Here is a 23,191-nt window from a genome sequence, read left to right as displayed (position 1 = left end):
TCCTTTCTATTATAACCTATCTGTCTTTCTTTTTCACTATTATGACTCAATATATTCCTTTTTAAAGGTAAATCCTCTTCCTTTCACCTCGTTAACCTTGCTGACAACCATAAAAGCATGTTCATCAATATTTAAAACCAGATAATTTAATTTCGGTAATTCACGGTTAGAAATCACAGTCATAATCACAGGATATTCATTTTTCATATAACCTGAAATAGATTTTAACATCGTTGTTCCACGATCAAGTTCATGAATAATCATATCATTAATTTGTTCATATTCCTTAGACACAATCATCACTTCTGTCTGTGCTTTTCCAACGACCAGAACTTTATCTAAAACAATGGTATATGTCGCCACCAAAACAATACCATAAAGAACCATTTCTCGATTGGTATAAAAGACCTGCATTAATAAAATCAAGAAATCAAAAGCATACATAGAAACGGATACAGGTATTCCTGTCTTTTTATTAATAATCAATGGTGGAATATCCATTCCCCCTGTGGAAGCATTACATTTAATAACAAGGCCAATTGCTACACCAATCATCACTCCACCAAGCAATGCAGCGAGTAATGGATCAGTTGTCATTTGGGTATAACCTATTGTTTTTTCAAAAACACTTAAAATCAATGGATAATAAAAAGTACTAATTAATGTTGTTAAGGCAAAGGTTTTACCTAAAATCAGTAACCCAAGTAAAAACATCAAAATATTAAAAATAGATAAAAATAAAGTCATTGGAATTCCTAATAAATGCTGTGCACCAATGGATAATCCTGTTGATCCACCTGTAATCAGTCCATTAGGAACAATAAATAATAAAACAGCTAAAGCATATAGCGTATTTCCAATAAGAATTCCTATAATATTTCTTATGAATTTATAATTCATCACATACACCCTTTCTTCACAAGGCACTATTATATCACTTCAAAATCTAAAAAAAAAGATAACAGATGGACTTTCTGTTATCTTCCATTTTTATCAAATTCGTAAAGCTCTCGTCGCATTAATGACAGCAATGACCATCACACCAACATCCGCAAAGATAGCGAGCCACATATTAGCAATACCAAAAGCACCTAAAATTAAACAGATAAATTTAACAGCTAAAGCAAACACAATATTTTCTTTGACAATTCTTAATGTTTTTAATGAAATTTTCATAGCCAATGAAATCTTAGCCGGATCATCATCCATCAACACAATATCAGCTGCTTCAATCGCTGCATCACTACCTAAAGCGCCCATCGCGATCCCAATATCAACACGTGATAAAACTGGCGCATCATTAATACCATCACCAACAAAAGCCACTTTTTCTTTTTCACCTTTGTTTTGTAGGATTTCTTCAACTTTTTCAACCTTATCAGCTGGTAAAAGTTCACTATAAACACGATCAATACCAATCTCTTCAGCAACCTTTGTCGCAGTCTGTTTTGTATCTCCCGTTAACATAATCGTTTCTTTGATTCCTTGTGATTTTAAAGACTGAATCGCTGCTTTTGAGGTTTCTTTAATCACATCAGAAATCACAATACATCCTGCATATTGATTATCTATGGCCATATACACAACTGTTCCTTCAGGATGTTTTTCCGTAATATCTACACCTATCTTATTCATCAGTTTTTCATTACCAGCATAAACATCATGTCCATGAACAGTTCCACGAATACCATGTCCAGCAATTTCTTCAATATTATGCACAGCATCTCTATCCAATGATTGTCCATAAGCCTTTTGTAAACTTAAACTGATTGGATGACTTGAAGCCATTTCCACATGAGCCGCATAATACAATAACTGTTGTTGATCATAATTATCAGTTGGATCAATATGCGTTACTTCAAAAACCCCTTTTGTCAGTGTTCCCGTTTTGTCAAAAACAATATATTTGGCACTGGCAAGAGCTTCGAGATAATTAGAACCCTTTACCAAAATTCCTTTTGTTGAAGCACAACCAATGCCACCAAAGAAACTGAGTGGTATAGAAATAACCAAAGCACATGGACAACTGATAACGAGGAATGTTAACGCACGAATAATCCAATCACCCCATGAGGCATCTTTCCCCATCAACATCAAAACAACTGGTGGAATAATCGCTAATGCCAATGCACTATAACAAACTGCTGGTGTATAGTATTTGGCAAACTTTGTGATAAAGTTTTCTGAACGAGATTTTTTCATACTTGAATTTTCTACCAAATCAAGAATTTTAGAAACTGTTGATTCACCAAATTCCTTTGTTGTTTTCACTTTAATTTCACCAGTCATATTAATAAAACCACTGATGACTTCATCGCCGCAATGCGCATCTCTTGGCACACTTTCCCCTGTCAAAGCACTCGTATTAAATGTTGTATTCCCTTCAACAATAATACCATCAATAGGTACTTTTTCACCAGGATTGACAATGATTTCACTACCTATTTCAACATCATCAGGATCAACTTTTTGAAGCTTACCATCTATCATCATATTAGCATAATCGGGACGAATATCCATTAATGCGGCAATATTACGACGACTTTTACCGACTGCAACACTTTGAAACAATTCGCCAATCTGATAAAACAGCATGACAGCGACACCTTCTCGGAATTCACCTAAACACATAGCGCCTACAGTCGCAACCGCCATCAAAAAGTTTTCATCAAAGACTTGTCTTTTCAATATTCCTTTGATAGCTTTTCTTAAAATATCATACCCAATAATCAGATAAGGTATTAGATAAAGTACCACTTCTACATATAAATTCACAGAAACATATGAAGTTAAAATCATGATTCCAATCATGAATCCTAAAGATAACAGAATTCTATAAAGAACTTTCTTTTGTTTTTTATTCATCATAACACTCCCATTCATTTTAATATATGCTCACTCATTCATATATCATCTAAATAAATATCCCTTTTTAAGGGAATTTATTCTATAAATAAATTTCACAGTCATCTTCTACGACTTTACAATTCTTATAAGCTTCCTGCATGACTTCATCAACATTGACACCATCTTCAAATTCAACTTTTAACTTTAATGTCATAAAGCTTAAAGTCGCATCTTTAACACCTTTTGTTTTTTTAACTGCTTCCTCCATTTTAGCAGCACAATTGGCACAATCTACATCAACTTTATATGTCTTTTTCATATTCCTCTTCCCCTTTCTTATTCCTCAACATGTTCCATGCCCATTGACATGATTGTTCTGACATGATCATCATCTAATGAATAGAAAATCACCTTTCCTTCACGTCTAAATTTAATTAATTTACTATCTTTTAAAACTCTCAACTGATGACTGACTGCAGACTGACTCAGTCCCAAAATCTGTGCGATATCTCCAACACATAATTCACTTTCAAATAAAGCATATAAAATTTTAATACGTGTTGTATCTCCAAATACCTTAAATAAATCAGCCAATTCATATAAGTATTCATCATCAGGCTGTTTTTCTTTAACCCTTTTGACAACATCTTCATGAACTGCTAAAAAATCATTTTGATCATCCATCTGTATAGTCATATCATCACTCCTTCATTGAACATATGAACATCTCTTCATATATAAATATATACTCTCATACTCCCTATGTCAATATTCTTTTATAAAAATATATCAAAATATATATAAATCATTGGATTCTGTTCCATTTGCTTTATACACTTATTGTCCAAAAGAAATCAAATTTCTATTAAACGAAAAAAACTTACGATAATTTATCGTAAGTCATCACTTCAATGGAGCGGGTGATGGGAATCGAACCCACGTAGTCAGCTTGGAAGGCTGAAGTTCTACCATTGAACTACACCCGCGAGTATGGTGCGGATGACAGGACTTGAACCTGCACGCCGAAGCACTAGATCCTAAGTCTAGCGTGTCTGCCAGTTTCACCACATCCGCATATAAATGGTGACCCGCAGGCGACTCGAACGCCTGACCCTCTGATTAAAAGTCAGATGCTCTACCTACTGAGCTAGCGGGTCAAAAACATGGTGCCGGCTAAAGGACTTGAACCCTCAACCTACTGATTACAAGTCAGTTGCTCTACCAATTGAGCTAAGCCGGCATAAAAAAATGGTGGAGGTTAACGGGCTCGAACCGCTGACCCTCTGCTTGTAAGGCAGATGCTCTCCCAACTGAGCTAAACCTCCATATGGTGACCTGTACGGGATTCGAACCCGTGAATGCATGCGTGAAAGGCATGTGAGTTAACCGTTTCTCCAACAGGCCACAAAAATGGCGCTTGAAGTAGGACTCGAACCTACGACCGATCGGTTAACAGCCGATTGCTCTACCAACTGAGCTATTCAAGCATTTTCGATTGCCTAAATATATTATCATATCATTTCATGTAATGCAAGTCTTTTTTAAAAAAAAATAGAAGTCATTTTGACTTCTATAAATATTCTCCATTTTTACCCCAATTTTCAAATTCTTCAATAGAAAGATATTGTTGTTCTACAGGTATTTTGGTAATACGTTCAACTTCTTTCAACAGTTTTTCAGCAAACTCTTTTTTATATTGATAATCTGTTGTATGAAAAAGCTGACAAGATATTTTCATACATTCCATTTCCTGTCCTCTAAAATACATGACTTGATTATCTTCAATATGAATCATTAAGTTTTCTTCTTTTTTATTAGGTAAAATAGAAATTAATTGACCAGCACTTTCTTTTAATGCTTTTTCTTGATTTAATGTTAATGTTTTTGTTGTTGTAAATGTTATATACGGCATACTATTTTTCCTCCCATTTATCCATTATATATAAACAGCTTTAAAAATTATGACGAAATAGATAACATTTCATATGTTATTTCACCTAAAATCTTCACTCCTTCTTTGATTTTTTCATTGGTTGGTGTTGAATAATTCATTCTAAAACTATGACATTCTTTCGTATCATCATCTAAGAATGCATTTCCTGGTACAACTGCCACATTCTTTTCCAAAGCTTTTTTCACAAATGTCAACATATCAACACTTTCAGGCAATGTCACCCAGATAAACATTCCACCTGTTGGTATTGTATATTGAACATCCGGATGAAAATGTTTTTTCATTTCATCAAGCATTAAGTGACATTTTTGTTTATAAATCATTCGAATACGTTCAATATGTGCATCCATATCATAATTTTGAAGATATCGTGCCATAACTTTTTGAGCCCAAAGATTAGAATGAACATCACTGGCCTGTTTGGCAACTGTCATTTTTTGAATAATCGCTTTTGGTGCTATACAACAAGCCACACGCATTCCAGGCGCAATAATTTTAGAAAGACTTGCTGCATAAATAACCAATCCATCTTCATCCAATGATTTTATAGAAGGAATAGCTTCACCTTCAAATCTTAAATCACCATAAGGATTATCTTCTAAAATAAGAACACCATTGTCTTTAGCTAATTTTAAAATTTCTTTTCTGACTTCCAATGACATTGTCATTCCTGTTGGATTTTGAAAATTAGGTATCAGATACATAAATTTTGGTTTTGGCTCCATTTGTAAAGCCTGTTTTAAGGCCTCTAAATCTAATTGTCCATTTTTATATTCAATACCTCTTAAAACAGCACCTAATGATTTAAATGCATTTAAAGCTCCTAAAAAACTAGGATTTTCACAAATCACAACGTCACCTTCATTACATAATATTTTAGCCACAAATTCCATAATCTGTTGTGATCCAGAAGTAATTATCATTTGATCATCAGCTTTCATAACCTGTTCATGACGATTAAAAAAGTGTGTCGCTGCCTGAATCAATTCCTGATCTCCTTCAGTAATTCCATACTGTAAAACACTAATAGGCTCATTAGTCAATATATCTGCAGATATTTTTTCAATTTCTTTAACTGGAAATGCTTCCGCTGATGGATTTCCTCCAGCAAAACTAATCATCTTTGGATCAGATGTTGCCTTTAATATTTCTCTAATTGCAGATGCCTTTACATTTGACATACGTTTTGCAAATTGATATTCCATCATAAAACCCCCTTATCTTATTGTTTATTATAAACCAATTTCATGAGAATAACTAGATATTTATCTCAACTAGCGATATAATAGAGATAGGTGGTGATAGAAATGCAAGTTATTGTCGTTGTTTTAAATAAACTTGACTGTTTAGATGATTTGCTTGCAAACTTAAAAAGAGCCGGGGTACGTGGTGGAACAATCATTGAATCTACTGGTATGATAAAGACAATAGATGATTCTGATGAAAGCTATCTTTTAGGATCATTACGTTTGTTCTTAGAAAATCCCCGTCCTGAAAGTCGCACTATCTTTTTTATCGTAGAAGATGGTCAGGTAGACTTAGTCAGAAAAACAGTTGATGAATCAGTTGGTGGCATTGATAATCCAAATACAGGTATTGTTTTTGGATTACCTCTTACATTTGCAGATGGTCTTATAAAAAAATAAAGTTTCGGCTTTATTTTTTTATTAACCGAAACTTGGAATCATAATAAAGATGAAGTTCCTGACAAACTCTTTGATTGAAATCCATGAGTTGTTGATAATATTGATGATACTCATCTGATAGTTCACACATGGCTGGTATCAAAATATCATAATACCCACTATCTCTTAATCTGATCTTCATCTGACGATTTGGATAACTCAGTATACGATACCACCATTTTTGTTGTAACTCATAGTTTTTGATAACCATTTGCTTAATAGATTCATATGCATCTTCTTGATTCATCAATTGATTTTTATATACATTGACATCATGCCATACTTGTTTGAGCTGCTTTTGATTTGTTTTAGAAATCCACATCAAAAAGCGATACGTCCATGGAATTTTGATATGAAAATGATCCCAAAAATCAATCATACGATCATAAGCATTCTGTTGTTTTTGTGTACGAATATGAATATGAAGATAAGGTAGAAAATGCTCATAGAACATATCAAAGAATGGCTGAGGAATATTGTCAGACATGATTTGATATATATCATCCAATGAAAAAGAATCTTCTATGTTGTCACTTTCAATAAAATGATATAACTGTTTTAAACTTTCTTGTTGATAAGAAAGTTCTTTTTGTCTTTGTGCATAAATCTGTTGAAGATATTCTTTTTTCTGATTAGCATCTAAATCCAATAAACAGCGAATATCTGCAATAGAGATAGACCAGCTACGATACATCATAATTTCTTTTAATCTTTGAACATCTTCGTCACTGAACTCACGATATCCATTTTGATTTTTATAAACATGAAGTAACTGTTGTTTTTCATAATAATAAATGGCTTTTTTTGTCACATGACATTGACTGCAAACTTCCTGTATTTTCATATCTCATTTCATCTCCCATTTTCATCATAAACTATCCCCTTAGGTCAATGTCAACAAAAAAAGTATCATTTCTGATACTTTATCCATTTGCTTTTAAATAACGTTTTAAAAATGTTCGTGTACGTTCTTCTTGAGGATGTTCGAAGATTTGTTCAGGTGTCCCTTCTTCTGCAATCACACCCTGATCCATGAAAACAACACGTGTTGATACATCTTTCGCAAATTCCATTTCATGAGTGACAACAATCATTGTCAAACCTTCATCAGCGAGTTCTTTCATAATATTCAAAACATCGCCAACCATTTCTGGATCCAATGCACTTGTTGGTTCATCAAAAAGCAAAACTTCAGGACTCATACATAACGCTCTTGCGATAGCAACCCTTTGTTTTTGCCCACCTGATAATTGTACACTGCTTTTATTTGCAAAAGCACTCATACCCACTTTTTCTAAATATTTGAAAGCCATTTGTTTTGCTTCTTCTTTATTTCTTTTTAAAACCTTGATTTGTCCAATCATACAGTTTTCTAATACTGTTAAATTGTTGAATAGATTAAATCCCTGAAACACCATACCAACTTTAGAACGATATTGATTCACATTGAAGTGATGATCTAAAATATCCTGGTCATGATATAAAATATGTCCATCATCTAATCTTTCTAATAAGTTAATACAACGTAATAATGTTGATTTTCCACTTCCACTTGAACCAATAATTGTCACAACTTCACCTTTATGTATATCAAAATTGATATCATGCAAAACTTCTAATTGCTTAAATCTCTTTTTTAAATGTTGTACTTGAATAATTGTATCCATAATATCTCCTAACTGCAAAAGTCCTTGCTTTGTTTTTCAGAATTCAATCTTTTTTCGATATAATTTAAAATAAAGGTACTGATCGTTGTTAAAAATAAATAAATGATTGCAGCAACCAAGAAACATTCAATATATTTCATATTTGATCCTGCCACAGATGTCGTCTGAAAATATAATTCTGTTACAGAAATAACATTCAGCATAGAACTGTCTTTGATATTAACAATCAACTGGTTCCCAATTGATGGAAATGTATTTTTAATAGCTTGTGGAAAAATCACTGATATAAGTGTCTGACTTGTTGTCATTCCTAAACTCTTTGCAGCTTCACTCTGTCCTGCATCAACAGATTGAATACCTGCACGAATGATTTCAGCCATATATGCTCCTGTATTAATAGAGATAATAAACAATCCAGCAACTAAAGGAGTCCAATTGAAAGCAGGCTTTAATAAATAATATAAAAACATAGCCTGTACCATCATAGGTGTTCCTCTAAATACCCAGATATAAAAACCTGTAATCCATTTTCCTAAGCGTTTGAATAGACGACTGACTGTTGAATCATAATCATTGATTTCAATAGCTCTTATACCACCTACAACTAACCCTATAAGAAAACCACAAACAGTTCCTACAACAGCATATAATAAAGTAATTTGAATACCGTAACTGAACAGAGACATATTTTCAACAAATATTTCCCATGCTTTTGCAAAATCAATACTCATAAATTATTCTCCTGCTGGCTGTCTATCAACAGCTTCAGTCATTAGTTGCTTTCTTTCATCTACCGTAATCTTATCTAAAGATGCCTGTACCTGTTTAAAGAATTCACTATCTCTTGTTCCTTCTTTTAAACCAATAGATACTGTTGTATCACATTCAAAACCTTTTCCTTCATCAAAATGTACAATTGTTAAATCTTTATTGGCTGCAACAACACCTTCAGCAACAGCCATTTCTGCAGTGATTCCATCAACATCTCCCTGTTGTAAAGCAACAACCATTTCAGGATAAGTGGCTTTTGCTGTAGCATGATGAACACCTTTGATCTGATCAATGACATCATCATAGTTTGTTCCTTTTTGCCCAACAACATTTTTACCACTGAATTGTTGAATATCTGTAAACTTCGCTTCTTCACCATCTTTACGTACAATCATAATCATACCTTCGCTATCGTAATATGGTGTTGTAAAATCAATACCTTCTTCTCTTGTTTCATTCGCTGTCATTCCAGCAATAATGGCATCAATTTCACCAGATTCCAAAGCCACTGTTAATCCATCCCATGATATTTTCTTAATCACAAGTTCTTTTCCTAAATCATCCGCAATTCTTTTGGCAATCTGTACATCATATCCATCAGCATATCCAGCATTACCTAATGATACTGTTGTATCACTTTCCTGACTTGTCTGCCAGTTAAATGGTGCATAAGAACATTCCATTCCCACAACAAACTGATCTTTATTGGCTGATGCCTGTTCACCACCGCCACATCCAAATAAAGTCATTGCCATTGCCATTGCCACTAAAACTTTTCCTAATTTTTTCATATAAACCCTCTCTTTCTATATACACATAAAATAAAAGCCGTGCTATTAACACGACTTTAATGACCATATTAATAGCGCCTCTTCATTTTCATGAAGGAGTGTTATGAGTATTTCCCATAACCCCAAGATAGAGATTTGCCAATATCTATCTTTCGGCAATGATTACCTTTCCCATTCTTCTTCGTTTGCCAACTCCAAATGGTACTCTGATACACTGCTGCCTCTAATTCTTTTATTTTACGTTCTTTATGCTATACTCTTTTTCATGTCTTGTCAACTTTTTTCACATTTTTTCACAAAAAAATATGAATTCCTGCTGATTTTTTTAAGATACAGTCGTCTGTTTTCCTTCAATAATTCCTTTTAACGTCTGTAATCGTTCAATACTTTCTTTGGTAAAGATATCTTCTGGATCTGCTGATCCTTCATTTGCTAACATAACAAGTGAAATCCAAACCAAAACATTATAAATATTAATCTTTTGATTTTCTTTATTGTTTTCAATACGTTCACGTGAAATCCATTCAATCTCTTTCATATGATTTTCTACAAAATCATCCAATTCATTAATATACGTATACCCCATATAATGGAATCTTTGAACCAGTCGAGATTGTGAAATCAGTTCTGAATCTCTTTCAAACTGAAATTGAAATTCTGTATGCAATTTTTCTAAAATATTATTAATGCGTGGTGATGTATTGACATATTGTGCCAATGAATTGGCATTGATATCTGTTTTTAAAACTTTTTCAATATGCACAATACCCTTATTATATTCATCGACTTCCCTTGCAATCTGTACAAATTCTTCATCTAACAATTCTAATGATGCTGAAAGACGTGTTAATCGTCTACGAATATCCTTAGGAATTTCATACTGTGATTTGTATCCTAGCCCATGTTCTATTTCTGCCCATGAATGTTGTAATGTCGTACGAATCTGTAATTCAAAAATAATATCTTTATACGCAGAATACTCAATCAATTGACATCTTTCATCATTAAATTTAATTAACAGATGCAAAGAATTATAACCAAAATCAATACGATCATCATAATTTTTCTTTCTTTTATCATTATATTCTACAATATCAAAATTTTCTTTTACACAATCATAAATACGATCAACATCATTTTCAAATAAAGTAATAATACGACAAGCTACAACATCTGTAATTTGATGAATGTCCGTATATTTATTCTTATATGTGATTTTTTTCATTAATGCGCCTTCGCTTTTAATCCTAATCGCCATATTAGAAATACGAAAATGATGGGTATCAATAATACGTGTAAAAATATCTTCAATATCATGTTTCAAAGAACGATAAATGTCCTGATTATCATGATATTGTTTAATAATTTTCTTTGCAGAGTTATGCATAAAATCACCTCATATTTTCATTATACGCTCCTTATATGAAATATTCATGAACAAAACACATAAGAAAAAAATGTGGCTATATACCACATTTAACTCATATCAATGTAATGGACTTCTTTTCCTTTTAAATGAACATAAATGATTCCAATAAGACCAGCTATAATAAAAGCAATTGAAATCAATTGAGCCATACGAATTGGTCCAAACATAAGACTATCTGTACGTAATCCTTCAACTGGGAAACGCACTAAACCATAGAATAGGAAATAACTAAAGAATTGAACACCCTGGTGTTTTTGAAATCTTCTAATCACAAACACAATAAGCAAGAAAGCCATTATATTTCCCATTGATTCATATAAAAATGTAGGATGATGATATGCCCCATTCATATACATATTATCAATAATAAATTGTGGAAGATGCAAAGACTGCAAAAATGATAAGCTAACTTCTCCTCCATATGCTTCATGATTGAAAAAGTTTCCCCATCTTCCAAACGCCTGGGCAATCAATACGCCAGGCATAATGGCATCACCAGCCAGTAAAAATGGAATATCATGCTTTTTAAAGAAATAATAACTATAAATCAGTCCTGCAAAGATTCCACCTTGAATAGCTAAACCGCCATGCCAAATAGCAAAAATCTCTAATGGTTGAGAAGCATACATTTCATCAAAGGTAAAAATAACATACCAGATTCTAGCACCGACAATTCCAATCAATAAGACTGCAAAGAAATAATCGGATAAAATATCTTTAGAATACCCTAATTGTTTAAAACGGTATTGCCCTAAAAAATATGCAATACATGCACCTGTGAGAATACAAACCGCATACCACTGAATATGGATTGGTCCAATAGTGACAAAAGTTGAAAAATCTTCAAAGAATGTCATGATGATTTACTCTTAATATTGTCAAGAATACGATTGACAAATTCCTTGCTTGAATCAAATCCAGAATCTTTAAGTTGCATATTCATCACAGCTGCTTCTATAATAGCAGACATACTTCTTCCACCAGTCACAGGCACGACAATCTTAGGAATTTGGATACCCAAGATTTCTTCCATAACGTCATCTTCTTCCATACCAATTCTTGTATATTCACGCGATGGAAGCCAGCGTTCCAACTGAATAATTAAATCAACATGATCTTTTGGTAATACTGAGGCGACCCCAAACATCTTAGAAACATCAATAACCCCAATACCTCTGATTTCTAATAAATTGCGTAAAACTTCAGGAGCACGACCCACAATTCCCTGACCAATATGATAAAGTTCAATAGCATCATCAGCAATCAAAAAATGCCCACGTTTAATTAACTCTAAAGCAATCTCTGATTTTCCAATACCACTATCACCACGAATCACAACACCTTTACCATAAATATTTAAAAAGACTCCATGCATCAATGTTTCTGCTGCTAAAGCTTCATCAAGTGTTCCAGTTAAATCTATAGAAACACGACCTGTTGCCTGTGTTGTTTCAAAAATTGGAAAATTTCTCTTGATTGCAATATTTTTCAAAATTTCTGGACATGAATATCCTTTCGCAATAATAATACAAGGTGTTTCATCATTGGCTAATTTAGAAAAACATGCAAGTTGTGATTCTTTGCTCATTTCTTTAACGAAAGAAATTTCTTTTTCTCCAAATAATATAATTCTTCTAAAATCTGTATGTTTAAAAAATCCTGCCAATTCAAATCCTGGTCGATTCATTTCTGGCACAAAGACTTCTCTTTCCAAAGCTGATTCATCACCTGATATCTGATGAAATAAAGCTGGTTTCAATAAATCTTTGATTTTCACTGACTTTCCCATGTATTTCCTCCTACTCTAAGACCATTTTCAAGAAACGTCCTGTATGACTTTTTTGACATGCTGCGACTTTTTCTGGCGTTCCTGATACTACAATTGTACCACCATTGTCGCCACCTTCCAATCCTAAATCAATAATGTGATCAGCAACTTTAATCACATCAAGATTATGTTCAATCACAATCACAGTATCACCCTGTTCAACAATACGATTTAAAACTTCAATCAGACGTGCTACATCATGACTATGTAAACCAGTTGTTGGTTCATCTAAAATATATACTGTTTTTCCTGTTGCTTTCTTTTGTAATTCACTGGCAAGCTTCACACGCTGCGCTTCTCCACCAGATAATGTTGTGGCGCTTTGACCAAGTTTTATATAACCAAGTCCTACATCATAAATCGTTTGAAGCTTAGAACGAATACGTGGTAAATTATCAAAGAAAGTTAAAGAATCTTCAATGGTCATCTCTAAGACATCATAGATAGTCTTATCTTTATAAGTCACCTGTAATGTTTCTTCATTGTAGCGTTTACCACCACATTCTTCACAAGGTACATAAACATCAGGTAAAAAATGCATACTGATACGTTTGACACCATCACCTTGACACGCTTCACAACGTCCACCCTTGACATTAAATGAAAAACGTCCTTTATCATATCCACGCATTTTTGCTTCAGGTGTTTTCGCAAACAATTCACGAATATCATCAAAGACACCTGTATAAGTCACAGGATTAGAACGTGGTGTACGTCCAATCGGATCTTGTGAGACTTCAATGACTTTATCTACATTTTCTAAACCAAGAATTTCTTTATGTTTTCCTGGTTTTTCTTTAGAATGATAAAGTTTTGCACGCATGGCTTTACATAAAATTTCATTCACCAATGTTGATTTTCCACTTCCTGATACACCCGTTACACAGATGAATTTTCCAAGTGGAAATTTAACATTAATATTTTTTAAGTTATTTTCCTTAGCACCTTTTACTTCAATATATAGTCCATTCCCTTTGCGTCGCTTTGATGGAACTGGAATCTTATATTCTCCTGAAAGATATTTTCCAGTGATAGAATGGGGATTCTTCATGACTTCTTCAGGTGTTCCTGCTGCGACAACCTGACCACCATGAACCCCGGCACCTGGCCCAATATCAATAATATAATCAGAAGCACGCATTGTATCTTCATCATGTTCTACAACAATCACACTATTGCCTAAATCACGCATATTACATAACGTTTTAATTAATTTTTCATTATCACGTTGATGTAAACCAATAGATGGTTCATCTAATACATAAAGAACCCCTGTTAAACGTGAACCAATTTGTGTCGCTAAACGGATACGTTGTGCTTCTCCTCCAGATAAACCACCAGCACGTCTTGATAATGTCAGATAACCTAATCCTACATCATTTAAGAATGTTAAACGATCTTTAATTTCCTTAATAATCAAACGTGCAATATTTGTTTCTGTTTCATTCAGTTTTAAATTCTGTACAAAATCAAGTGCTTTTTCAATAGACATATCAGTAAATTCACTGATATTTAATCCACCCACCTGTACACTTAAAACTTGTTCATTCAATCTTTTTCCCTGACATGTTGGACATGTATGTTCAGCCATAAATGAAGCATACCATTCTTTTGACCATGAAGAAGTTGTTTCTTCATAACGTCTTTGAATCAGTGTTTTCACACCTTCGATTGGTTTTGTCGTTTGAGAAACATTTCCTGAACTTGACTGTAATGTATATGTAATAGGTTTATCAGAACCATATAAAATAATATCTAATTCTTTCTTACTAAAATCTTTAAGCGGTTTATCTAAGTCAATATGATATTCTCGACATAAAACAAGAAATCTCTGCCATTCAATACGATCAGTTCCTACTGATGTTTTGAAATAACGAATTCCTCCCTGATTAATACTTAATGACCAGTCAGGAATCAATAAATCATTATCAACTTCATTTTTCACACCAATCCCTTTACAATCTGGACAGGCACCCAATGGGTTATTAAAAGAAAATAAACGTGGTTCTAATTTAGGAACACTAAATCCACAATATGGACAAGCTAAATGTTGAGAAAAAAGCTTTTCTGTTTTTTCATTCAAGTTTTCAACAATAACTTCCCCACCAGTTAATTTTAATCCTGTTTCCAAAGAATCCGCTAAACGTGAGCGATATCCTTCCTTTTTAATAATTCTATCCACTACAACATCAATATTATGTTTTTTATTTTTATCCAAAACAATATCTTCATCTAAAAGACGCATTTCACCATCCACTTTGACACGTAAAAAACCATCTTTCGCTAATTGTTCAAATAAATCCTTATGTGTTCCTTTTTGATTACGACACATTCTTGCTAGAACCTGTAATTTTGTTCCATCTTCATATTGATCAATTGTATCAACCATTTGTTTAATTGTCTGTGATTCAATCAACACATGATGGGTTGGACAATAGGCATGTCCAACTCTGGCATACAACAATCTTAAATAATCAAAAATTTCAGTCACTGTTCCCACTGTTGATCGAGGATTATTTGATGTTGTCTTTTGATCAATCGCAATCGCCGGTGATAAACCATCAATACTATCCACATCAGGCTTTTCCACACCACCTAGAAATTGTCTGGCATAAGCACTTAATGATTCAACATAGCGTCTTTGTCCTTCCGCATAAATCGTATCAAATGCCAGTGATGTTTTTCCACTCCCAGATAATCCTGTCATAATGACAAGCTGATCTCGAGGAATTTCTACATTTATATTTTTTAAATTATTAACTCTTGCGCCTTTGATAATAATTTTATCTTTGTTCATACTTCCTCAAACTCCTTAATATCTTTTCCTTACTCAAACCTTGCAACTGCAAATCATAGGCTTCATCTAACATCTGCTTAAATAAATGTGTTGAAGTCAAACCATTTGCTAATAAATCATCACCACGAATCAGTGGCAATGGCGCTTGAACACCTAAACGTTTTTGCTTATCTTGAATATATAACCAAAACTCATCATATTGTTCCTGAGCTACTTTTCCCCTTCCTAACTTATCACAACAGCTTATATAAATCAAATCATTCATAGAAACTTTTCCATCAATCTTCTTTAAAAGTCTTAAATAAGATAAATCCTTTGCATGATGACGTGACATATTCATTAAATGCATATGATACATAATCATTGTGGAAATATATTGTCTTTCTTTTTTAGATGTGATGATTGGAACATTTTGAAACACCTGCACACCTGCTTCATTATGTTTAGGCGCATGTCCTTCTTTGGTTGTTACCAAAGGTTTCCCTATATCATGAAGTAAACATGCCCACATAAACCATAAAGGATGATCGGTTTTCTTTTTCACATGACTGGCTACATCTATAACCAGCATCGTGTGCGTGAAAACATCATCTTCAGGATGAAAATCTAAACGCTGATGCGTTGTTGTCAGAGCCTGTAAATAAGGTGGTAAAGCTCCTATATCTTTTAAAAACATAAATCCTAATGATGGTTGTGGTGCCATCAGGATTTGACAATACTCCTGATAAATTCTTTCATATGATAAATGATCCAGCATATGTGACTGTGCCATAGAACGACATAGATTCAAAGTCTTCTCTTCAACTTGAAATTCAAATTGGGCGACAAAACGTGCCACTCTTAAAACACGCAAAGGATCTTCCATGAAATGTTCAGGATCCACACAACGAATGATATGCTGATCAATATCTGATAAACCACCACATAAATCAATGACACGTTGTTCTAAGTAATCATACATGAGTGCATTCATTGTCAGATCACGCCTCAAAACAGCTTTTTCTAATGGTAAATCAGGATCAATCATCACTTCAAAATCCTGATGCTTGTGACCAGTTTTTGTTTCTTGTCGAGGTAAGGCAAAGTCATAATGAGGAAGCTCTTCTAACTGAACAATCGCAAAAGATTTTCCAAATGTATGAACATGACCATATTTTTGTAAAATAGCACACAGTTTTTCATAACTTAAATGATATACTTCTACATCTACATCATGCTGATCATAACGTCCTAAGATTTCATCACGAACAGATCCACCGACAATATAAACTTTTCCACCATGAGCGATCATATCATCAAAAATCTCTTGAGCCAAAGCATCTATTTTCATTACTTTTCACCTTTAAGTTCCATAATAATATCTCTTAATTCCATAGCTCTTTCAAAATCAAGCACTTTCGCAGCTTCTTTCATTTCTTTTTCTAGATCTGCAATCAGTTTCTTCTTTGCTTTTTGAGGTGCTTTTTTACCTTTTTGTAATAATGAAGAAGCTTCTTCCATTGTTTCTTTACCTTGAATTAAATCATGAATTTCTTTATGAATAGTCTGTGGAATAATATGATGTTCTTTATTATAGGCTTCTTGAATTTCACGACGACGATTTGTTTCATCAATCGCTTTTTGCATAGATTCTGTTATATGATCACCATACATAATCACTTTTCCATTCGCATTTCTGGCCGCACGTCCAATCGTCTGAATTAATGAGCGTTCACTTCTTAAGAACCCTTCTTTATCCGCATCTAAAATACAAACTAGAGATACTTCAGGTAAATCCAACCCTTCTCTTAACAGGTTAATTCCCACCAGTACATCATATTTTCCAAGTCTTAAATCTCTTAAAATTTCAGTACGTTCTAATGTTTTTGTATCTGAATGTAAATAAGCGACTTTTAACCCTACTTCTTTTAAATAAGCACTAAGATCTTCAGCCATACGTTTTGTAAGTGTTGTAATTAAAACTCTCTCTTTTTTATCAATACGTTCATGAATTTCATCAATCAGATCATCAATCTGATTTTTTGTTGGACGAACATCAATAATAGGATCCAACAAACCTGTTGGACGAATAATCTGTTCTGCATATTCACCATGTGTTTTTTCTAATTCATAGTCACCTGGCGTTGCCGAAACATAAATCACCTGATTAATAATCTTTTCAAACTCTTCAAAACGCAATGGTCGATTATCCAAGGCACTTGGTAAACGGAAACCATATTCAACCAATGTTTCTTTACGGCTGCGATCCCCATTAAACATACCTCTGACCTGTGGTAACATCACATGACTTTCATCAACAATCATTAAAAAGTCATCTGGAAAATAATCGATTAAAGTATAAGGACGTTGTCCTGCTTTTCGTCCATCAATATGACGTGAATAATTTTCAATTCCTGGACACATCCCTACTTCTCTTAACATTTCAATATCGTGACGTGTACGCTGATCCAAACGTTCATATTCCAGTGGTTTCATAGCATCCTTAAAATATTGTAAACGGTCTTGAAGTTCTTCGGAAATTGTATCACAGGCATGTAACATTTGTTCCTTTTTTGTGACATAGCCATAAGCCGGATAAATCGTATATGTTTTATAACGACTCAAGACTTTACCAGTCAAAGGATCTACCTCACTGATTCCTTCCACTTCATCACCAAAAAGCTCTATACGAATCAGCCAGCTTTCTGTATGTCCAGGTACAATTTCAATGACATCACCACGTACCCTGAATGTCCCTTTTGACTGTTCGATATCATTTCTTTGGTATTGACGATCTACAAGATAAGTTAAGAGTTCGCGACGATCAATTTCCTGACCGACACGTAATGAGAAAATCATTTCTTTATATTGTTCAGGATTTCCTAAACCATAAATAGAAGCCACTGATGCAACGACAATCGTATCTTTTCTTTCTAATAAAGAATTCATGGCTGCTGAACGCAACATTTCTATTTCATAATTTGTTTTTGCATTTTTATCTATGTATGTATCACTTTTTGGAATATAAGCTTCTGGCTGATAAAAATCGAAGTTAGAAACAAAATATTCCACACGATTTTCAGGAAAAAATTCTTTTAATTCTGAATATAATTGTCCAGCTAAAGTTTTATTATGGGCTAATACCAGTGTTGGTTTATTCACCTGAGCAATAACATTAGAAACAGTAAACGTTTTTCCTGTTCCCGTTCCTCCCAGTAAAACCTGTTCCTTTTTTCCAGCACGTATTCCATCAACCAGCTGTTGAATAGCTGCTGGTTGATCACCCATTGGTGAATATTTGGAAACTAATTTAAATTGTTCCATTTTAGCACCTCCCTATTGAATCAATTGATTCACTTTTTGTAGATAAACATCCTCTTTTTCTTGATACAAATGATATGTTAAAGCACTTAAAAGAATTAAACGATCATTTTGAGAATAAATATCATCCTGTTTTAAAGCATAATCTTTTTCAAATGCTTCTAAAGCTGTTGTTGTCTGATGTGAAAAATATCCATCCTGACGATCTAATGAATAACCTAATTCTTGAAGCATTTCCTGCATATATTGAATATTATTATCAACATCATCATATTGATAAGATTGTTTCATTTCACCTACATGAAAATCATGGATATTAGTTTCATCAATGACATAATCTGGCTCTAATCCTGTACCATTGATCCATGTTCCATGAGGAGTTAACCATTTTTCATGAGTGTATTTCAATACAGATGAATTAGAAAGAGTCACTTGTGTTTGTGCAACACCTTTACCATAAGTCGTTTCACCAATCAATTGATAATCTAAATTCTCTTTCAAACCTGCACTTAAAACTTCTGAAGCACTGGCAGTTTGCTGATTCACTAAAATATAGCCATGTTCAAATACATATTTTTCCCGACTGGTTGCTTTATATTCTTCCGTTTTGCCATCTTTATCCTGAAGAGAAAATAATGTTTGTCCTTCTGGCACAAATAAATCAAGAATCTCTTGGGCAGCATTCAAATAACCTCCACTATTATCCCTTAAATCAATGATAATGTGGTTGATTTTTTGTGATTTCATATCTTGCAGCTTCGTTTCAATAACTTCATGAATATTTTCACCAAAAGTCACAATTCTTAAATAACCAACTTTCTGTTGGTTTACAGTCATAATAGAAGAAGCAATTGATGTATCCACATTTTGACGTGTTGCTGATAGATTTTGACTTTTTCCATCTCTTAATAGACGTAAAGCAACTTGACTCTGGCTTTCACCCTGTATCATTTCTTTAACTTTATCTGATGTATATCCAGCGATCGAAGTTCCTTCAATGTGCGTAATAATATCTCCTTTTTGTATACCCACTTTTTGAGCTGGCGTATTTTGATATACATCCAACACAATAGCACCATCATCTACCATTGTAAACGTAATCCCAATACCTTCAAAAGTCCCATTAATAGACGATCCTAATTCTTCTGACTGTTCCAATGATAAATATGAAGAATAAGGATCTCCTAATGCTAAAACCATTCCATTTAGCATACGTTCCTGTAAACTTGTATCATTATCACTTGTATCTAAAAAATCATTTTCAATAATTTGCGCAATTTCATTATAGACATCACTATCATCACCATAACGATTGGAATGGAAGTCATGAATAAAATAACCACCAACACCTCCAGTCACCAGACATAAAATACAAGCCATCATATAGATAGGTCCTTTTTTTAATCTTGTTTTCTTTTTTTGATCATATTCAAACTGAAAATCGTCCATACATACACCTCGTTTTTTTATTCTATCATAGATGACAATTATTTTTAACTCATAAACCCTTTTATTTTCTACAAACAAAGAAAAGCAATCCTAAGACTGCTTCTTTAAAAAGTTTTGAATACATTGTTGTGTTTCGTCACTAATAATATGTTCAATACGACAAGCATCTTCTTCGGCCTGTTTAGCACTCACACCAATAGAAACAAGGAACTCTGTTAAAATCTGATGACGACCATACACTTTTTCTGCAATACGACGCCCTTCATCAGTAAAATCAATATATCCCTTATCATCTACAACAATCAATTGAGATTCTTTTAAAAGTTTAATTGCACGTGATACACTTGGTTTAGAAAAATCCATAGTATGTGCAATATCAATAGAACGAACATATTCATTTTGATTCTTTAAGATTAATATCGTTTCTAAATACATTTCACCTGATTCATGCAAGTCCATTTTTGTCACCTCATATCAATTTATATCATTATATCACACTTCACTATCCCAATGCTACATCTAATATCATCATGATGACAAAACCAATCGCAAAGCCAATCGTCGCAATATTTGAATGTGTCCCTTGCGAACCTTCAGGAATCAGCTCTTCTACAACGACATATGCCATTGCGCCAGCGGCAAACGATAAAAGATAAGGCAAAATCGGTACAAAAAACTGTGACAGGACAATCGTTAATATAGCACCCATAGGTTCAACAATCCCAGATAACATCCCATACAGAAAAGCTTTTCCTTTAGACACTCCTTCACTTTTTAATGGCATAGAAATAATAGCCCCTTCTGGAAAATTCTGTATCGCAATACCCAATGATAAGGCAATAGCCCCAGCAATAGAAACATCGCTATTGCCCATCAAGGCTCCTGCAAAAACAACTCCAACTGCCATCCCTTCAGGAAAATTATGCATTGTGACTGCTAAAATTAACATTGTTGTACGTTGCAAGTGCGATTTCTTTCCTTCTACCTGATGATCCAAATGCATATGTGGAATAGTACGATCTAAAAATAATAGAAAGAAAATTCCCAATAAAAAACCAACTGCCGCAGGTATAAAAGATAATTTTCCTAAACTTGCTGACATATCTAAAGCTGGAATCAAAAGTGACCAGACTGAAGCCGCAATCATCACTCCAGAAGCAAATCCCAGCAGAACTTTTTGAACACGATTATCCATTTTTTGTTTCATAAAGAAAACACAGGCTGCACCTAATGTTGTCCCAATAAATGGTATCATAATACCAATCAAAACAGATGTATTCATGTTTTAACACCTCTTTTCTTTAGGCATTATCTTACTATATATCATTTTATCTTTCAAAATATATGATAAAAAATATCTGTCATACATTTGACACAAGAATCAAATCGTCTTTTGACATAAAAAAAATCTTGGGAATACAATGTACTCCCAAGAAGTTTCTAAATTATTTAGTTAATTCAGCGAAATATTTAATAGTTCTAACCATGTTAGAAGTATAAGAATTTTCGTTGTCATACCAAGCAACAGTTTGAACTTCAGTAGTTCCGTTATCTAATGCTTTAACCATAGTTTGAGTTGCATCAAATAATGAACCATAAGTCATTCCAATAATATCTGAAGATACTAATTGTTCTTCAGTGTATCCAAATGATGGAGTTACAGCTGCTTTCATAGCTTCGTTAACTTGTTCTACAGTAACTTCACCTTCAACAACTGAAGTTAAGATAGTTGTAGATCCAGTAGGAACTGGTACACGTTGAGCTGAACCGATTAATTTTCCATTTAATTCAGGGATAACTAAACCGATAGCTTTTGCAGCTCCAGTTGAGTTAGGCACGATATTAACTGCAGCAGCACGTGCTCTTCTTAAGTCACCTTTTCTATGAGGTCCATCTAATACCATTTGGTCACCAGTATAAGCATGTACTGTTAACATGATACCAGATTTGATTGGTGCTAATTTGTTTAATGCGTTAGCCATAGGTGCTAAACAGTTAGTTGTACAAGATGCAGCTGAAATAATTGTATCATCAGCAGTTAATGTTCCTTCGTTTACACCAAATACAACAGTTGGTAAATCATTTCCAGCTGGTGCAGAAATAACAACTTTTTTAGCTCCTGCATCAATATGAGCTTGAGATTTAGCTTTAGAAGTATAGAAACCTGTACATTCTAATACTACATCTACTCCTAATTCTCCCCAAGGTAATTTAGAAGCATCTGCTTCTTTGTAGATTTCGATTTCTTTTCCATCTACTACGATTGAAGATTCTTTAGCTTCTACTGTATCAGCTAAAGCATATTTACCTTGAGCTGAATCATATTTTAATAAGTGTGCTAACATTTTAGGATCTGTTAAGTCGTTGATTGCAACAACTTCATATCCTTCAGCTCCAAACATTTGTCTAAATGCTAGACGTCCGATACGTCCAAAACCGTTAATTGCTACTTTTACTGCCATTTTTATGACATCCTCCTTACTAATAATTTATGTCTATATTATAGTCCACAAACCCAAAGAAATCAATAAAAGTTGTGCGCTTTATATAATTTTTTTCACAAGAATGAAAATCTTTTCTCGTTTTTTAACTTCGCTTAACTCAATATTAACGCAAGAAAAAATCAATTTTCTATGAATAATCCAACACAAATTTCTCTATAATGAATTATGG

General features: G+C 33.5%; 21 protein-coding genes, 7 tRNA genes and 1 riboswitch. Of the genes, 1 reads left to right on the top strand and 27 read right to left on the bottom strand.

The annotated features are described in order from the left end of the window. Positions 1–39 precede the first annotated feature (39 nt). The 13 genes from B5E79_RS01595 to B5E79_RS01535 form a co-directional block, all read right to left on the bottom strand. Positions 40–900, bottom strand: coding sequence for a YitT family protein (locus tag B5E79_RS01595; RefSeq protein ID WP_087296763.1), 861 nt, complete (start codon positions 898–900; stop codon positions 40–42). Between the two features lie 93 nt (positions 901–993). Then, entirely contained in the window at positions 994–2,865 is a 1,872-nt protein-coding gene (locus B5E79_RS01590) for a heavy metal translocating P-type ATPase (protein WP_087296719.1), read from the bottom strand. 82 nt (positions 2,866–2,947) lie between these two features. Then, positions 2,948–3,166 carry a cation transporter gene (locus B5E79_RS01585; protein WP_087296718.1) on the bottom strand — a complete coding sequence of 73 codons (219 nt, stop codon included), beginning with the start codon at positions 3,164–3,166 and terminating at the stop codon, positions 2,948–2,950. 17 nt (positions 3,167–3,183) lie between these two features. Beyond that, positions 3,184–3,543, bottom strand: coding sequence for an ArsR/SmtB family transcription factor (locus B5E79_RS01580; protein WP_206393079.1), 360 nt, complete (start codon positions 3,541–3,543; stop codon positions 3,184–3,186). 216 nt (positions 3,544–3,759) lie between these two features. After that, positions 3,760–3,833 (bottom strand) — tRNA-Gly (locus B5E79_RS01575). 5 nt (positions 3,834–3,838) lie between these two features. Continuing rightward, a tRNA-Leu gene (locus B5E79_RS01570) sits at positions 3,839–3,921 on the bottom strand. A gap of 7 nt (positions 3,922–3,928) precedes the next feature. Then, positions 3,929–4,004, bottom strand: a tRNA-Lys gene (locus B5E79_RS01565). A gap of 7 nt (positions 4,005–4,011) precedes the next feature. Continuing rightward, a tRNA-Thr gene (locus tag B5E79_RS01560) sits at positions 4,012–4,087 on the bottom strand. Positions 4,088–4,096: 9 nt separating this feature from the next. Continuing rightward, positions 4,097–4,172 (bottom strand) — tRNA-Val (locus B5E79_RS01555). 3 nt (positions 4,173–4,175) lie between these two features. Beyond that, positions 4,176–4,251: transfer RNA gene (locus B5E79_RS01550), tRNA-Glu, on the bottom strand. Positions 4,252–4,258: 7 nt separating this feature from the next. Next, a tRNA-Asn gene (locus B5E79_RS01545) sits at positions 4,259–4,334 on the bottom strand. An 83-nt stretch (positions 4,335–4,417) separates the two neighbouring features. Beyond that, positions 4,418–4,759 carry a tautomerase family protein gene (locus B5E79_RS01540; protein ID WP_087296717.1) on the bottom strand — a complete coding sequence of 114 codons (342 nt, stop codon included), beginning with the start codon at positions 4,757–4,759 and terminating at the stop codon, positions 4,418–4,420. Between the two features lie 47 nt (positions 4,760–4,806). Continuing rightward, complete coding sequence (locus B5E79_RS01535; RefSeq protein ID WP_087296716.1) at positions 4,807–6,006, bottom strand: aminotransferase-like domain-containing protein; 1,200 nt, start codon at positions 6,004–6,006, stop codon at positions 4,807–4,809. Between the two features lie 102 nt (positions 6,007–6,108). Here B5E79_RS01535 and B5E79_RS01530 point away from each other — a divergent pair, with 102 nt between their 5' ends. Then, positions 6,109–6,447, top strand: a complete 339-nt coding sequence (locus tag B5E79_RS01530) for a hypothetical protein (protein WP_087244540.1) — start codon at positions 6,109–6,111, stop codon at positions 6,445–6,447. Between the two features lie 10 nt (positions 6,448–6,457). On the opposite strand, the gene B5E79_RS01525 is transcribed toward B5E79_RS01530, so the two are convergent. The 14 genes from B5E79_RS01525 to gap all read right to left on the bottom strand — a co-directional run bounded on the left by B5E79_RS01525 (position 6,458) and on the right by gap (position 22,980). Beyond that, the gene (locus tag B5E79_RS01525; protein WP_087296715.1) at positions 6,458–7,330 is read right to left on the bottom strand and encodes a MerR family transcriptional regulator; all 873 of its coding nucleotides are present in this window, start codon (positions 7,328–7,330) and stop codon (positions 6,458–6,460) included. A 79-nt stretch (positions 7,331–7,409) separates the two neighbouring features. Next, complete coding sequence (locus B5E79_RS01520) at positions 7,410–8,153, bottom strand: amino acid ABC transporter ATP-binding protein (protein ID WP_087296714.1); 744 nt, start codon at positions 8,151–8,153, stop codon at positions 7,410–7,412. Between the two features lie 8 nt (positions 8,154–8,161). Continuing rightward, on the bottom strand, positions 8,162–8,884 hold the full coding sequence (locus B5E79_RS01515; protein ID WP_087296713.1) for an amino acid ABC transporter permease: 723 nt from the start codon (positions 8,882–8,884) through the stop codon (positions 8,162–8,164). A gap of 3 nt (positions 8,885–8,887) precedes the next feature. Further along, positions 8,888–9,715 carry a transporter substrate-binding domain-containing protein gene (locus B5E79_RS01510; protein WP_087244535.1) on the bottom strand — a complete coding sequence of 276 codons (828 nt, stop codon included), beginning with the start codon at positions 9,713–9,715 and terminating at the stop codon, positions 8,888–8,890. 64 nt (positions 9,716–9,779) lie between these two features. Beyond that, positions 9,780–9,949, bottom strand: a riboswitch (Lysine riboswitch). 91 nt (positions 9,950–10,040) lie between these two features. Next, positions 10,041–11,102, bottom strand: a complete 1,062-nt coding sequence (locus B5E79_RS01505) for a GTP pyrophosphokinase (protein WP_087296712.1) — start codon at positions 11,100–11,102, stop codon at positions 10,041–10,043. Positions 11,103–11,191: 89 nt separating this feature from the next. Continuing rightward, the gene (gene lgt, locus B5E79_RS01500; protein WP_087296711.1) at positions 11,192–12,001 is read right to left on the bottom strand and encodes a prolipoprotein diacylglyceryl transferase; all 810 of its coding nucleotides are present in this window, start codon (positions 11,999–12,001) and stop codon (positions 11,192–11,194) included. Next, complete coding sequence (hprK, locus tag B5E79_RS01495; protein WP_087244532.1) at positions 11,998–12,933, bottom strand: HPr(Ser) kinase/phosphatase; 936 nt, start codon at positions 12,931–12,933, stop codon at positions 11,998–12,000. The genes lgt and hprK overlap by 4 nt, the downstream gene beginning before the upstream one ends. A 10-nt stretch (positions 12,934–12,943) precedes the next feature. Next, positions 12,944–15,769 (bottom strand): excinuclease ABC subunit UvrA, encoded by a 2,826-nt coding sequence (uvrA, locus tag B5E79_RS01490; protein WP_087296710.1) that lies wholly within the window; start codon positions 15,767–15,769, stop codon positions 12,944–12,946. Continuing rightward, on the bottom strand, positions 15,756–17,099 hold the full coding sequence (locus B5E79_RS01485) for a CCA tRNA nucleotidyltransferase (protein WP_087244530.1): 1,344 nt from the start codon (positions 17,097–17,099) through the stop codon (positions 15,756–15,758). Before B5E79_RS01485 ends, uvrA begins: the two co-directional genes overlap by 14 nt. After that, positions 17,099–19,072 (bottom strand): excinuclease ABC subunit UvrB, encoded by a 1,974-nt coding sequence (gene uvrB, locus B5E79_RS01480; protein WP_087296709.1) that lies wholly within the window; start codon positions 19,070–19,072, stop codon positions 17,099–17,101. Before uvrB ends, B5E79_RS01485 begins: the two co-directional genes overlap by 1 nt. 12 nt (positions 19,073–19,084) lie before the next feature. Then, positions 19,085–20,518: a S41 family peptidase gene (locus B5E79_RS01475; protein ID WP_087296708.1), complete on the bottom strand. Its 1,434-nt coding sequence runs from the start codon at positions 20,516–20,518 to the stop codon at positions 19,085–19,087. A 90-nt stretch (positions 20,519–20,608) separates the two neighbouring features. Then, on the bottom strand, positions 20,609–20,977 hold the full coding sequence (locus tag B5E79_RS01470) for a metal-dependent transcriptional regulator (protein ID WP_087296707.1): 369 nt from the start codon (positions 20,975–20,977) through the stop codon (positions 20,609–20,611). 43 nt (positions 20,978–21,020) lie between these two features. Beyond that, entirely contained in the window at positions 21,021–21,800 is a 780-nt protein-coding gene (locus B5E79_RS01465) for a ZIP family metal transporter (RefSeq protein ID WP_087296706.1), read from the bottom strand. Between the two features lie 163 nt (positions 21,801–21,963). Continuing rightward, positions 21,964–22,980, bottom strand: coding sequence for a type I glyceraldehyde-3-phosphate dehydrogenase (gene gap / locus B5E79_RS01460; protein ID WP_087244524.1), 1,017 nt, complete (start codon positions 22,978–22,980; stop codon positions 21,964–21,966). Positions 22,981–23,191: the final 211 nt, after the last annotated feature.

The sequence above is a fragment of the Massilimicrobiota sp. An134 genome, assembly GCF_002160815.1.
In the GTDB taxonomy this organism is placed as follows: Bacteria; Bacillota_I; Bacilli_A; order Erysipelotrichales; family Coprobacillaceae; genus Allocoprobacillus; species Allocoprobacillus merdigallinarum.
This window is presented reverse-complemented; position numbering and strand designations above follow the sequence as displayed.

What these genes read in the sequence shown, in the direction of transcription:
- B5E79_RS01520 (WP_087296714.1), bottom strand. Translation starts at nt 8,153, where the DNA reads ATGGATACAATTATTCAAGTACAACATTTAAAAAAGAGATTTAAGCAA.
- B5E79_RS01525 (WP_087296715.1), bottom strand. Translation starts at nt 7,330, where the DNA reads ATGAAAATACAGGAAGTTTGCAGTCAATGTCATGTGACAAAAAAAGCC.
- uvrA (WP_087296710.1), bottom strand. Translation starts at nt 15,769, where the DNA reads ATGAACAAAGATAAAATTATTATCAAAGGCGCAAGAGTTAATAATTTA.
- B5E79_RS01590 (WP_087296719.1), bottom strand. Translation starts at nt 2,865, where the DNA reads ATGAATAAAAAACAAAAGAAAGTTCTTTATAGAATTCTGTTATCTTTA.
- lgt (WP_087296711.1), bottom strand. Translation starts at nt 12,001, where the DNA reads ATGACATTCTTTGAAGATTTTTCAACTTTTGTCACTATTGGACCAATC.
- B5E79_RS01505 (WP_087296712.1), bottom strand. Translation starts at nt 11,102, where the DNA reads ATGCATAACTCTGCAAAGAAAATTATTAAACAATATCATGATAATCAG.
- B5E79_RS01485 (WP_087244530.1), bottom strand. Translation starts at nt 17,099, where the DNA reads ATGAAAATAGATGCTTTGGCTCAAGAGATTTTTGATGATATGATCGCT.
- B5E79_RS01515 (WP_087296713.1), bottom strand. Translation starts at nt 8,884, where the DNA reads ATGAGTATTGATTTTGCAAAAGCATGGGAAATATTTGTTGAAAATATG.
- B5E79_RS01580 (WP_206393079.1), bottom strand. Translation starts at nt 3,543, where the DNA reads ATGACTATACAGATGGATGATCAAAATGATTTTTTAGCAGTTCATGAA.
- B5E79_RS01475 (WP_087296708.1), bottom strand. Translation starts at nt 20,518, where the DNA reads ATGGACGATTTTCAGTTTGAATATGATCAAAAAAAGAAAACAAGATTA.
- B5E79_RS01595 (WP_087296763.1), bottom strand. Translation starts at nt 900, where the DNA reads ATGAATTATAAATTCATAAGAAATATTATAGGAATTCTTATTGGAAAT.
- B5E79_RS01465 (WP_087296706.1), bottom strand. Translation starts at nt 21,800, where the DNA reads ATGAATACATCTGTTTTGATTGGTATTATGATACCATTTATTGGGACA.
- gap (WP_087244524.1), bottom strand. Translation starts at nt 22,980, where the DNA reads ATGGCAGTAAAAGTAGCAATTAACGGTTTTGGACGTATCGGACGTCTA.
- B5E79_RS01510 (WP_087244535.1), bottom strand. Translation starts at nt 9,715, where the DNA reads ATGAAAAAATTAGGAAAAGTTTTAGTGGCAATGGCAATGGCAATGACT.
- B5E79_RS01530 (WP_087244540.1), top strand. Translation starts at nt 6,109, where the DNA reads ATGCAAGTTATTGTCGTTGTTTTAAATAAACTTGACTGTTTAGATGAT.
- B5E79_RS01470 (WP_087296707.1), bottom strand. Translation starts at nt 20,977, where the DNA reads ATGGACTTGCATGAATCAGGTGAAATGTATTTAGAAACGATATTAATC.
- hprK (WP_087244532.1), bottom strand. Translation starts at nt 12,933, where the DNA reads ATGGGAAAGTCAGTGAAAATCAAAGATTTATTGAAACCAGCTTTATTT.
- B5E79_RS01535 (WP_087296716.1), bottom strand. Translation starts at nt 6,006, where the DNA reads ATGGAATATCAATTTGCAAAACGTATGTCAAATGTAAAGGCATCTGCA.
- B5E79_RS01540 (WP_087296717.1), bottom strand. Translation starts at nt 4,759, where the DNA reads ATGCCGTATATAACATTTACAACAACAAAAACATTAACATTAAATCAA.
- B5E79_RS01585 (WP_087296718.1), bottom strand. Translation starts at nt 3,166, where the DNA reads ATGAAAAAGACATATAAAGTTGATGTAGATTGTGCCAATTGTGCTGCT.
- uvrB (WP_087296709.1), bottom strand. Translation starts at nt 19,072, where the DNA reads ATGGAACAATTTAAATTAGTTTCCAAATATTCACCAATGGGTGATCAA.